The organism is Pseudomonas sp. F220 (assembly GCF_057813935.1).
Genome location: NZ_JBVASJ010000039.1, coordinates 1 through 12,133, shown reverse-complemented (window position 1 = coordinate 12,133; position 12,133 = coordinate 1). Strand labels below are relative to the sequence as shown.

At 58.5% G+C, this 12,133-nt stretch carries 9 protein-coding genes; all 9 read left to right on the top strand.

Translation table 11 applies throughout. The annotated features are described in order from the left end of the window. Positions 1-133: 133 nt before the first annotated feature. The 9 genes from ACZYSM_RS24550 (at position 134) to ACZYSM_RS24510 (ending at position 11,752) form a co-directional block, all read left to right on the top strand. Positions 134-1,702 carry a sigma-54-dependent transcriptional regulator gene (locus ACZYSM_RS24550; protein ID WP_489075496.1) on the top strand — a complete coding sequence of 523 codons (1,569 nt, stop codon included), beginning with the start codon at positions 134-136 and terminating at the stop codon, positions 1,700-1,702. Between the two features lie 328 nt (positions 1,703-2,030). Then, entirely contained in the window at positions 2,031-2,771 is a 741-nt protein-coding gene (locus ACZYSM_RS24545; protein WP_489075494.1) for a flagellar basal body rod protein FlgF, read from the top strand. 45 nt (positions 2,772-2,816) lie between these two features. Continuing rightward, positions 2,817-3,602, top strand: coding sequence for a flagellar basal-body rod protein FlgG (flgG, locus tag ACZYSM_RS24540; RefSeq protein ID WP_489075492.1), 786 nt, complete (start codon positions 2,817-2,819; stop codon positions 3,600-3,602). 51 nt (positions 3,603-3,653) lie between these two features. After that, a complete protein-coding gene (gene flgH / locus ACZYSM_RS24535; protein WP_489075490.1) occupies positions 3,654-4,349 on the top strand; it encodes a flagellar basal body L-ring protein FlgH in 696 nt (231 codons plus the stop codon). Between the two features lie 15 nt (positions 4,350-4,364). Further along, positions 4,365-5,474: a flagellar basal body P-ring protein FlgI gene (locus ACZYSM_RS24530; protein WP_489075488.1), complete on the top strand. Its 1,110-nt coding sequence runs from the start codon at positions 4,365-4,367 to the stop codon at positions 5,472-5,474. Between the two features lie 10 nt (positions 5,475-5,484). After that, complete coding sequence (gene flgJ, locus ACZYSM_RS24525) at positions 5,485-6,759, top strand: flagellar assembly peptidoglycan hydrolase FlgJ (RefSeq protein ID WP_489075486.1); 1,275 nt, start codon at positions 5,485-5,487, stop codon at positions 6,757-6,759. 23 nt (positions 6,760-6,782) lie between these two features. Next, the gene (flgK, locus tag ACZYSM_RS24520; protein WP_489075484.1) at positions 6,783-8,825 is read left to right on the top strand and encodes a flagellar hook-associated protein FlgK; all 2,043 of its coding nucleotides are present in this window, start codon (positions 6,783-6,785) and stop codon (positions 8,823-8,825) included. A gap of 14 nt (positions 8,826-8,839) precedes the next feature. Then, entirely contained in the window at positions 8,840-10,408 is a 1,569-nt protein-coding gene (locus tag ACZYSM_RS24515) for a flagellar hook-associated protein 3 (RefSeq protein ID WP_489075482.1), read from the top strand. Between the two features lie 417 nt (positions 10,409-10,825). After that, complete coding sequence (locus tag ACZYSM_RS24510; protein ID WP_489075480.1) at positions 10,826-11,752, top strand: ketoacyl-ACP synthase III; 927 nt, start codon at positions 10,826-10,828, stop codon at positions 11,750-11,752. Positions 11,753-12,133 lie beyond the last annotated feature (381 nt).

Genomic DNA, 12,133 nt, shown 5'->3' with positions numbered 1-12,133 from the left:
TCAAGGGCGACGCGTTTATTCAGAAAACACGCGTTATCGTTAAAGTCCATCGCGAGCAAGCTCGGCTCCTACAAGGTGCAGCGTTCGCTTAACTGACTGGCATTTTCTCGACCTTCCAATTGCGGGCCTTTATATGCGTATCAAAGTCCACTGCCAGAACCGCATCGGCATCCTGCGTGACATTCTCAACCTGCTGGTGGAGTACGGGATCAACGTCGCCCGCGGCGAAGTCGGCGGCGAGCATGGCAACGCGATCTACCTGCATTGTCCGAACCTGATCAACATCCAGTTCCAGGCGCTGCGTCCGAAATTCGAGGCGATTGCCGGTGTGTTCGGCGTCAAGCGAGTAGGACTGATGCCCAGCGAACGTCGGCATATGGAACTCAACGCGCTGTTGGGTGCGCTGGAGTTTCCGGTGCTGTCCATTGACATGGGCGGCTCCATCGTTGCGGCGAACCGTGCTGCTGCACAGCTGCTCGGCGTGCGGGTGGATGAAGTGCCGGGGATTCCGCTGTCGCGCTATGCCGAAGATTTCGATTTGCCGGAGCTGGTTCGTGCTAACAAGTCGCGGATCAATGGCTTGCGGGTCAAGGTCAAGGGTGACGTGTTTTTGGCCGATATCGCGCCGCTGCAATCAGAGCACGATGACAGCGAAGCAATGGCCGGTGCTGTGCTGACGCTGCACCGGGCCGATCGGGTCGGTGAGCGTATCTACAATGTGCGCAAGCAGGAACTGCGCGGTTTCGACAGCATTTTCCAGAGTTCTAAAGTCATGGCTGCGGTGGTTCGCGAAGCGCGCCGCATGGCGCCGCTAGATGCGCCGCTGTTGATCGAAGGCGAAACCGGCACCGGCAAGGAATTGTTGGCGCGCGCCTGTCACCTGGCCAGCCCGCGTGGGCAATCACCGCTGATGGCACTCAACTGCGCGGGGTTGCCGGAGTCGATGGCCGAGACCGAGCTGTTCGGTTATGGCCCAGGTGCTTTCGAAGGCGCGCGGGCCGAAGGCAAACTCGGCCTGTTGGAGCTGACGGCCGGTGGCACGCTGTTTCTTGACGGGGTGGGGGAGATGAGCCCGCGCTTACAGGTCAAGCTGCTGCGCTTTCTGCAGGACGGTTGTTTCCGTCGGGTCGGCAGTGATGAAGAGGTCTATCTGGACGTGCGGGTGATCTGCGCGACTCAGGTCGATCTGTCTGAGTTGTGTGCTCGCGGTGAATTCCGCCAGGACCTCTACCATCGGCTCAATGTGCTGTCCCTGCATATCCCTCCGCTACGCGAATGCCTCGACGGTTTGACGCCGCTGGTGGAGCACTTCCTCGATCAGGCCAGCCGACAGATCGGTTGCCCTTTGCCGAAACTGGCGCCGGCGGCGATGGATCGGCTCAGCCACTACCATTGGCCGGGCAACGTTCGGCAGTTGGAAAACGTGCTGTTTCAGGCGGTTTCGCTATGTGAGGGGGGGACGGTCAAAGCCGAGCATATTCGTTTGCCGGACTACGGCGTGCGCCAACCGCTTGGCGATTTTTCGCTGGAAGGAGGGCTGGACGAGATTGTCGGGCGCTTCGAAAAAGCAGTGCTGGAACGGTTGTATTCGGAGCATCCGAGCAGTCGGCAATTGGGCAAGCGGCTTGGGGTTTCCCACACCACCATCGCCAACAAGTTGCGCGAGTATGAGGTGGGGAAGGGGGATAAGGATCCCGTTTAATGCGCAGGTTTTTCGTAGCAACAGGCGACTCTTTGTTTGATCCGAAATCAGGTCGGACCTTTTTACGACCGCTTCGCAGCCGAACGCAGGCTTCGCCAGCTGCTACAGGTTTTGTGCCCGCTTGAGAGTGTACCCAGGTCGATTTGCCACCAAGCGGCATAACTCCGCCGGTTTTTCGTCTTTGACACAATTCATAAATTCCCTCTGATCCCCTCAAGTCCTTTGTCTGCTTGCCCCAAGCCCCCAGAAAAAAAGTTGGTGCACTTATTGCTTGTGACTCAGCAGTACAGCGGTGGGCGGCAAACGTCCGGCAGACAGAGGAAAGACTGTGGACAAGTACCTTTACGTGGCAATGACCGGCGCCAGCCAGAATGCACTGGCGCAAAAGGCGCATGCCAACAATCTGGCGAACATCTCCACCAACGGTTTTCAGCGTGACCTGGAGCAGGCGCGTTCGATACCGGTGTTTGGTGACAGCTTTCCGGCGCGAGCGTTTGCTTTGTCCGAGCGTCCGGCAACTGATTTTACTGCCGGGGCCATGGTGGAAACCGGGCGCGACCTCGATGTGGCGGTGAGCGGCGACGGTTGGATTGCCGTGCAAACTCCCGATGGCAGCGAAGGTTATGTGCGCACCGCGAGCATGAACGTGGACGCCCTGGGCGTGCTGCGGGCCGGCAACGGTATGCCGGTGATGGGCAACGGTGGACCGATTGCCGTGCCGCCAGAGCAGAAAATCGAAGTCGGTCAGGACGGCACCATCAGTATCCGTGCGATGGGCGAAGGCCCACGGGTAATGGCTGAAGTCGACCGCATCAAGTTGGTCAGACCGGACCTCAAAAACATGACCAAGGGTCTGGATGGTTCGATCCACACCAAGGACGGCCAGCCGGTGCAGGCCGATGCCAGCGTGCAAGTAGTGTCCGGTTTCCTGGAGTCGAGCAACGTCAATGCCGTCGAAGAGATGACCTCGGTGCTGGCGCTGTCCAAGCAGTTCGAGTTGCACATCAAAATGATGAACACCGCCAAAGACGATGACCAGGCCATGGCTCGGGTCTTGCAGATCAGCTAATTATCAGAACGTAGCGCCGTAAAACAGGCGCACGAGGAGAATTAAATGCTTCCGGCTCTATGGGTTGCCAAAACAGGTCTGTCCGCACAGGACACCAACCTCACGACTATTTCCAACAACCTGGCGAACGTGTCGACCACGGGTTTCAAGCGTGACCGTGCCGAGTTCCAGGACTTGTTGTACCAGATCAAACGCCAGCCTGGTGCCCAGTCGACCCAGGACAGCTCGCTGCCGTCGGGCCTGCAAGTGGGTACCGGTGTGCGCATTGTCGGCACTCAGAAGAACTTCACCGCCGGTAGCCTGCAAACCACCGAGCAGCCGCTGGACATGGCCGTTAACGGTCGCGGCTTCTTCCAGATCCTGCAACCCGATGGCACGACTTCCTATACCCGTGACGGTACTTTCCACCTGGACTCTAACGGCCAGATCGTGACGGCCAACGGCTTCGCTCTGGAGCCGGCGATCGTCGTTCCAAACAATGCGCAAACCTTCACCATAGGCCAGGACGGTACCGTTTCGATCACCACCGCCGGTAGCGCTGCGTCGCAAGTGATCGGCAACCTGCAAACTGCCGACTTCATCAACCCGGCCGGTCTGCAAGCGGTGGGTAGCAACCTGTTCCTGGAAACTGCTGCCAGCGGCGCGCCGCAAATTGGTACGCCAGGCCTCAACGGTTTCGGTACCACGCTGCAGAACACCCTGGAAACCTCGAACGTCAGCACCGTTGAGGAGATGGTCAACATGATCACCACTCAGCGCGCTTACGAGATGAACTCCAAGGTGATCTCCACCGCCGACCAGATGCTCTCGCACTTAACGCAGAATCTGTAATCAAGTCTATGAGGCGGCCTGAGGTCGCCTGCAACACCGTGAGGTAGGGTCATGAATCGGTTTGTTTCTGTTCTAACACTGAGTGGGATCGCTGTGCTCGCGGGCTGTGTTGCCCCGACGCCGAAGCCCAATGACCCTTACTACGCGCCGGTGTTGCCGCGCACACCATTGCCTGCTGCGGCGAACAATGGTTCGATCTATCAGGCCGGTTTCGAGCAGAACCTGTACGGCGACCGCAAGGCGTTCCGGGTCGGTGACATCATCACCATCACCCTGAACGAGAAAACCCAAGCCAGTAAAAATGCCAACTCGCAACTGGCCAAGACCAGCAAGACCAACATTGGCCTGTCCTCGCTGTTCGGTGGTGTGCCCAACACCAATAACCCGTTGGGCAGTGGCGATTTGAGTCTGGACGCCAGCTACAGCGGTGACCGCGCGACCAAGGGTGACAGTAAGGCGGGGCAGGGCAACAGCCTGACCGGTTCGATCACCGTGACCGTCGCCGACGTATTGCCTAACGGCATCATCGCTGTGCGCGGCGAGAAGTGGATGACCCTCAATACCGGTGACGAGCTGGTGCGGATTGCCGGTCTGGTGCGGGCTGACGATATTGCCACCGACAATACTGTGTCTTCGACCCGGATCGCCGATGCGCGCATCACGTACTCGGGTACCGGTTCGTTTGCCGATGCGAGTCAGCCAGGTTGGTTCGACCGTTTCTTCCTCAGCCCGCTGTTCCCTTTCTAGGTGATGAAACTTCCCATGTTGAATTTCAAGCACCTGATGGCGGCCATGCTGTTGCTGACTGCAGCCTTCGGCGCTCATGCCGAGCGGTTGAAGGATATCGCGAGTATTTCGGGCGTACGTTCCAACCAATTGATCGGCTACGGCCTGGTCGTCGGGCTTAACGGCACGGGCGACCAGACCACGCAAACCCCGTTCACCTTGCAGACCTTCAACAACATGCTGTCGCAGTTCGGCATCAAGGTGCCGGCAGGCTCCGGCAACGTGCAGTTGAAGAACGTCGCAGCGGTATCGATCAGTGCGGATTTGCCGGCGTTCGCCAAGCCGGGGCAACTGGTGGATATCACCGTGTCTTCCATCGGTAACTCCAAGAGCCTGCGTGGCGGCACCTTGCTGCTGACGCCGCTCAAAGGTATTGACGGCAACGTCTACGCCATCGCTCAGGGCAATCTGGTGGTCGGTGGTTTTGATGCTGAAGGTCGTGATGGTTCGAAGATCACCGTCAACGTTCCATCGGCCGGCCGGATTCCAGGTGGTGCCTCTGTCGAACGTGCGGTGCCGAGCGGTTTCAATCAGGGCAACAGCCTGACCCTCAACCTCAACCGTTCAGACTTCACTACCGCCAAGCGCGTCGTCGACAAGATCAATAATTTGCTTGGCCCTGGCGTCGCTCAGGCCATCGATGGCGGTTCGATTCGGGTGACTGCGCCGCTGGATCCTGGCCAGCGCGTCGACTACCTGTCGATCCTGGAAAACCTCGAAGTCGATCCGGGTCAGGCGGTGGCCAAGGTCATTATCAATTCGCGCACTGGCACCATCGTGATCGGGCAGAACGTCAAGGTTTCACCGGCCGCCGTGACCCACGGCAGCCTGACCGTGACCATCACCGAAGACCCGATTGTCAGCCAGCCAGGACCTCTGTCCAACGGTCAAACGGCAGTGGTGCCGCGTTCGCGGGTCAATGCCCAGCAAGAAGCCAAGCCAATGTTCAAATTCGGTCCGGGCACCACGCTGGACGAAATCGTCCGAGCGGTGAACCAGGTCGGCGCAGCGCCGGGTGACTTGATGGCAATCCTCGAAGCCTTGAAACAGGCCGGCGCGTTGCAAGCCGACCTGATCGTGATTTGAGGTAGCGGCCATGGATATTCGCAAGAGCGGTCTGGTTTCCAGTGGGGATTCGGGGGCTTACTCCGACCTCAACCGGCTTAATCAGCTCAAGGTCGGCGACAAAAACAGCGATGCGAACATGCGCAAGGTGGCGCAGGAATTCGAATCGTTGTTTCTCGGCGAAATGCTCAAGTCCATGCGCTCGGCCACCGAGACGCTGGGTAAGGACAATCCGCTCAACACGCCGGCAGCCAAGCAGTATCAGGAAATGTACGACCAGCAACTGGCGATTTCCATGTCTCGCCAAGGCGGTGGTATCGGCCTCGCGGATGTGCTGATGCGCCAGATGTCGAAAACCAAATCGACCGCCGCCGCTGCGCCGACCACGTTGCCCGGTGCGACTGACGTTGCCAGGACGCCGACGCCCATCGCCGCCGGTACCAGTGCGACAGGCGGACCGCTGACACGGCTCAATGGCCAGCGTCCGCTCTGGGCATCGCGTGCTGTTGATCCGCATAAAACCTCTGATGGTTCTGCGCATAACGATATGGCGCTGCTCAATCAGCGTCGTCTGTCGCTGCCGAGCAAGCTGACCGATCGCTTGTTGGCCGGGATAGTGCCGTCGTCTGCGACCGCGTCTGTGGCCACCCACAAAACCACCTTGCCGAACCGCACCACCGCGGCCACCGATGCGGTGATCAAAGGTGATTGGCAGGCTGCGCAAAGCTATGCCGCGCCACGCGGGCGGATGCAGATTTACGGTCGTGCCGTGGCGCAGCCGCCATTGGCACCGGCCAAACAGGCGTTCAGTTCCGCAGATGACTTCGTCGCCACCATGCTGCCAATGGCGCAGCAGGCGGCTGAACGGATCGGCGTCGACCCGCGCTATCTGGTGGCCCAGGCGGCGCTGGAAACCGGTTGGGGTAAATCGGTCATGCGTCAGCAGGACGGTACCAGCAGTCACAACCTGTTCGGCATCAAGGCGACGAGCAGTTGGCAGGGGCCTCAGGCCCGCGCAATCACCAGCGAATTCAGAAATGGCGAGATGGTCAAGGAGACGGCTGAGTTCCGTTCCTATGACTCTTACCAGGACAGCTTCCATGACTTGGTGACCATGCTGCAAAGCAATAATCGCTATCAAGATGTGCTGAAGTCGGCCGATAACCCTGAACAATTTGTACGCGAGTTGCAAAAAGCCGGGTATGCAACCGACCCGGACTACGCAAGCAAGATTTCGCAGATAGCCAAGCAGATGAAGAGTTACCAGAACTACGCTGCGGCGGGCGTTTCCACCACGCCTTTATAGACATAAGGTATAAGGTCTGAACCATGAGTTTGCTCAATATCGGGATGTCGGGGCTCAATGCGAGTCAATCGTCGTTGGCCACTGTTGGTAATAACATTGCCAACGCCAACACCGCGGGTTACTCACGTCAGCAAACCGTCCAGAGCAGCAGTGCTTCTCAACAGTACGGTAACGTGTTTATCGGCAGCGGCACGACCCTGGCGGATGTGCGTCGGGTGTATAACGCCTACCTCGATAAACAGTTGCAGACCACCACCTCGCTCAATGGCGATACCAAGGCGTACCTCGACCAGATCGGTACGGTTGATAAGCTTCTGTCCGATAAGTCCACGGGCATCAGTGCGGTTCTGAGCAGCTTTTTTGCTTCGCTGCAGACCTCGGCGGCGGCCCCGGATAATGTGTCGTCCAGACAGTTGCTATTGACCAGTGCGCAGACGCTGAGTAACCGTTTTAACGCCATATCGTCGCAATTGAATCAGCAGAACCAGGGCGTCAACGCCCAGTTGGGCACCTTGGCCGGGCAGGTTAATCAGCTGGCTTCATCCATTGCTTCGCTGAACCAGCAGATTACCCAGTCGACGACGTCGGGCAGCGGTCCCGCGAACCTGCTGGATGCGCGCAATGAGGCGGTTCGTTCGTTGAATGAGCTGGTTGGCGTGACGGTCAACGAGCGCGACGGCAACTATGATATTTCGCTTGGGACGGGGCAGTTGCTGGTCCTCGGCAGTAGCACTAACACGATGTCGGTGGGCCCAGGTCCAGTAGACAAGAGCCAGTACAGCATTCAAATCAAGAACCCCCAGTCCAGCGCTGATGTGACTTCGGTGATTACCGGAGGGCAAATCGGTGGTTTGCTGCGCTATCGCGACGATGCGCTGGCGCCGGCCATAAACGATCTTGGGCGCACCGCGCTAGTGGTTGCAGGTGCCATCAACAGTCAGTTGGGGCAAGGCCTGGACGCCAATGGTGAATTCGGCGCAGCGCTGTTCTCCAACATCAACAGCCCGGGGGCCGTCAGCCAGCGCAGTCTTGCGGCGAATGGAAATAGTCCAGGCTCCGGTAACCTGGATGTCAGCATCAGCAATACCAGTGCGCTGTCCACCTACGATTATAACGTCACCTTCAGCAGTGCTACGCAGTACAGCGTCAATCGCTCCGACGGTAAAGCCATGGGGGCGTTCGACCTGTCGACCAATCCGCCGCCGGTGATCGACGGCTTCAGCTTGGCACTCAATGGCGGGGCTCTCCGTGCTGGCGACAGCTTCAAGGTCGTACCAACCCGTGCCGGCGCGACCTCCATCGGCGCCCCGCTGACGGATGCCAGCAAACTCGCATTTGCAGGGCCGCTGTCGACCACCGGGAACACAGGCAATGATGGCACCGGCACCATTACCCAGCCGTCCTTGACTACTCCGCTGGATATCTACAGCGGCGCAGGCCTGGCCGAGTTACAAGGGGCCATCGAGCACTCGATGCCGGTCAAGATGGCATTTGACGCGGCCAGTGGCGGCACTCAGGCCTACAACGTCTATGACGCCAAGGGCACGAAGATTGGCACGGGCAGCATTATTCCTGGCCAGAGCAACAATCTGACGATCAGTGTGCCGATGCTTGACCCCGCCGGAAACCCGATCCTCGATGCCGCCAACAACCCCAAGACCTTCAGTTTCGATACCAGTATTGGCGGCTCGCCGGCCAAGGGCGACAGCTACACCATCTCGTTCAATGCCGAGGGCAAGTCGGACAACCGTAACGCCAATGCGCTGCTCGATTTGCAGACCAAGGCCACGGTGGGGGTGACCGCAGGCAATGCCGGTGTCAGCCTGACGACGGCCTACAGTCGTCTGGTGGAGCACGTGGGGGCGCAAGCCAGCCAGGCCAGTGTGGACGACACGGCCACCAGCGCGATTCTGACTCAGGCCAAGGCCAGCCGAAACTCGGTGACCCAGGTAAACCTGGATGACGAGGCCGCTGACCTGGTCAAGTTCCAGCAGTACTACACCGCGTCGTCGCAGATTATTAAAGCCGCGCAAGAAACTTTCAGTACGCTGATCAACAGTCTTTAAGGGAATAGTCGACGATGCGAATTTCTACCGCTCAGTATTTCGAGTCCAGCGCGGCCAAGTACCAGAATAACTTCTCCAGTATCGTCAAGACGCAGGAGCAAATAAGCTCCGGCGTGCGCATCCAGACCGCTGCGGATGATCCGGTGGGGGCTGCCAAGTTGTTGCTGCTGCAACAACAGAAAGACATGCTCGGCCAATTCAGCGGCAATATGAGCAGCCTCAAAAACTCCCTGAGCAATGAAGAGAGCGTGCTCGACAGCGTCAATACCTCGTTGCAGCGAGCGCGTGAACTGGCGATCCAGGCCGGTAACGGTGGCCTCAGCGATGCAGACCGAAAATCCATCGGCAGCGAGATCGGCCAGATTGAAAAGCAGGTCATGGGCCTGCTCAACAGCAAGGACTCCTCGGGTCAGTACATGTTTTCCGGTTCGAAGAGCTCGACGCCACCCTATGTTCGCAACAATGACGGTACTTATACCTACCAGGGTGACGAGACCCCGCTGAGCCTGCAGGTGTCGGATACCTTGTCGATAGCCTCCAATGACACCGGCAAGACTATTCTGGAAGGGGCGCCCAACTCGGGCCGCACCCAGGCCACCTTGCAGCCGCCCTCGATCAATGATGGCACGGTCTCGGTCTCGGCTGGCTTGTTGACCTCGAACTCGACCTATCAAAAAGGCTTCACTGCCGGGCAGCCTTATACGGTAGCGTTCACCAGCAGCACCCAGTACACCGTGACTGATGCCGCTGGCACCGATGTGACCTCCGAAATCCCCGGCAACGGGATTTTCGATTCGAAGAAGGAAGGGTCATCGAGCATCAGTCTGCGGGGGGTGACCTTCGATATCAGCCTCAATCTCAAGGACAACGATCCCACCCCGGATGCGACGGTCAATGGGCATGTCTTCACACTGCAGACCAAGCCCGACAGCTTTAATGCTTCGCGCACCCCGAGCAACACCTCCACCGCGCAGGTGACGGGGGCCAACGTGACGAACCAGGCGGCTTACGCCAGCACCTTCCCGAGCAGCGGCGCGGTCATCAAATTCACCAATGCCACTGACTATGCGGTTTACGCCCAGCCCTTGAGCGCCAACAGCAAGGCCATCGCGACGGGAACCATGGCCGGTACCTCGATTACCGAGGCCGGGGTGACCTTTGACGTCACTGGCACGCCGAACCCGGGCGATCAATTTGTGGTCGGCGCCAGCAGCCATAAAAGCCAGAGCGCGCTGGAGACCTTGGGCCAGCTGCGTAAAGCGCTGGAAACACCGTCCGACGGCGACGTGGTGGCTCAGCTCAAGCTCAAGGACTCGGTGAATGCGGCGATCGGCAACCTGTCCAATGCTACTGATCATGTCGATAACGTACGCGGGTCAATTGGTGCGCGGATGAACGCCATTGATACCCAGGACTCCGAGAACACCAGTCTGGACATGGCCAACACCAGTACCCAGTCGTCCATCGCCGATACCGATGTCGCGAAGGCGTCCATCGACCTGGCGTTCCAGCAGTCGTTGTTGCAAGCCTCGCAGCTGGCCTTTGTGAAAATCGCCCAACTGAGCCTGTTCAGCAAGCTCTGAGCCGCGCTTATGCCCTTAAGTTAAGGTGATGACATTTTCAGCGTTTCACAGGTCCAGATGTGGGGGCGGGTCGGGCCCGCTCCTACATTAGATTTTCTTTGCATCAAACCCGTGGATTTTCCTGCTGTCCTGCCTTCTGTTTGCTTGCCGGTTGGGTGCGCAAACGCCTGGTCGATGGTGTCTGCAGCGCTGGCGGTTTTGCACAAAGCACGCAAAATGAGTGACCTATGAGTCATAAAGCGCATCTTCACTGTATCGTGTGAAAAGGATGGACGGATGCCGGGCCTCTGCAGGGTCGATTTTCATGGTGTTGGCATCCAATTGCGGCGCATCTTTGCGCGGTGAACCTCCTTAATTGTCAGCGCCACTCGATCGTGCGAGCGGTGATCTCCAGTTATTTAGTATTGGGAAGCCACAATGATTGGCATAAAAAGCATCGCCAGTTACGTGCCAGCGAGCGGGCTTGATAACTACGCCCAGGGCGCGAAGTTCGATAAAGACGAAGAGTTCATCCTGGGCAAGATTGGTTCGGCATTTCTGCCGCGCAAGGATGCCGCCCAAGAAACCTCCGACCTGTGCGTCGAGGCGGTCAACGCGCTGTTCGCGAACAACCCAGAGCTCAAGCGCGAATCTATCGACGTGCTGATCGTCGTCACCCAGAACGGTGACGAAGAAGGCCTGCCCCATACCTCGGCCATCGTCCAGGACAAGCTGGGTCTGTCGACTAATGTCGCGGCCTTCGATATCTCCCTGGGCTGCTCTGGCTACGTTTACGGGATCTATGCACTCAAAGGCTTCATGGAAGCCACAGGGCTGAAAAATGGCCTGCTGGTAACCGCTGACCCTTATTCGAAAATCGTCGACCCGCAAGACCGTAACACCACCATGTTGTTCGGCGATGCCGCCACCGCAACCTGGATGGGCGAAGACGCTCCCTGGCAGTTGGGCAAAGCCAAGTTCGGCACTGACGGTTCCGGCGCGCCGCACCTGAAGGTCAGTGACGGGGTGTTTTTCATGAATGGCCGTCAGGTGTTCAACTTCGCGCTGCTGAAAGTACCGGCCCATCTGCATGAGTTGCTCAGCGAGTCGGACCTCAAGCCTGAAGACATCGACGCTTTCTGTATCCATCAGGGCAGTGCGGCAATTGTCGATGCGGTGGCGCGCCGTTTCGAGGGAGAGCCAGAGAAGTTCATCAAGGACATGGTCGAGACCGGTAACACTATTTCCTCGAGCATTCCTCTGCTGCTGGAAAAGCACGTACTCGACGCTTCGTGGTCGCGTGTGGCGCTAAGCGGTTTCGGTGTGGGCCTGTCTTGGGGCTCGGCGATTATCTATCGCCCTTGATGCCTTAACCGAGTAACAACAAAAACGCCCAGGGTCGAAAGACCTTGGGCGTTTTGCGTTTTAGAGTAGGTGTTTTTTTCAGGCCGTCACGGTCTTGATGCAACGGGAATCTAATAATGTGGGAGCGGGCTTGCTCGCGATGGAAGCGACTCGGTACATCTGGAAAACCGCGCTGCCTGCATCGCGAGCAAGCCCGCTCCCACATCTATGGTTACCCCCTTTTCTACAATACTGTTTTTGATGCGTGGCTGGCTTGCTTTCATCTATCCGGCGTCTGAGTGGGGTGGTGGCCCCGCGCCTCGATGAGAATCGATGCCCGACGATCCTAATTACTAGAACGGCCTTTCAGCCGTATGGGAGCTCAGGGTTGTCGTCAGGCCG

Coding starts and splice junctions, on each gene's coding strand:
- flgK (WP_489075484.1), top strand. CDS start 6,783: ATGAGTTTGCTCAATATCGGGATGTCGGGGCTCAATGCGAGTCAATCG.
- ACZYSM_RS24510 (WP_489075480.1), top strand. CDS start 10,826: ATGATTGGCATAAAAAGCATCGCCAGTTACGTGCCAGCGAGCGGGCTT.
- ACZYSM_RS24515 (WP_489075482.1), top strand. CDS start 8,840: ATGCGAATTTCTACCGCTCAGTATTTCGAGTCCAGCGCGGCCAAGTAC.
- flgG (WP_489075492.1), top strand. CDS start 2,817: ATGCTTCCGGCTCTATGGGTTGCCAAAACAGGTCTGTCCGCACAGGAC.
- ACZYSM_RS24550 (WP_489075496.1), top strand. CDS start 134: ATGCGTATCAAAGTCCACTGCCAGAACCGCATCGGCATCCTGCGTGAC.
- flgJ (WP_489075486.1), top strand. CDS start 5,485: ATGGATATTCGCAAGAGCGGTCTGGTTTCCAGTGGGGATTCGGGGGCT.
- ACZYSM_RS24530 (WP_489075488.1), top strand. CDS start 4,365: ATGTTGAATTTCAAGCACCTGATGGCGGCCATGCTGTTGCTGACTGCA.
- flgH (WP_489075490.1), top strand. CDS start 3,654: ATGAATCGGTTTGTTTCTGTTCTAACACTGAGTGGGATCGCTGTGCTC.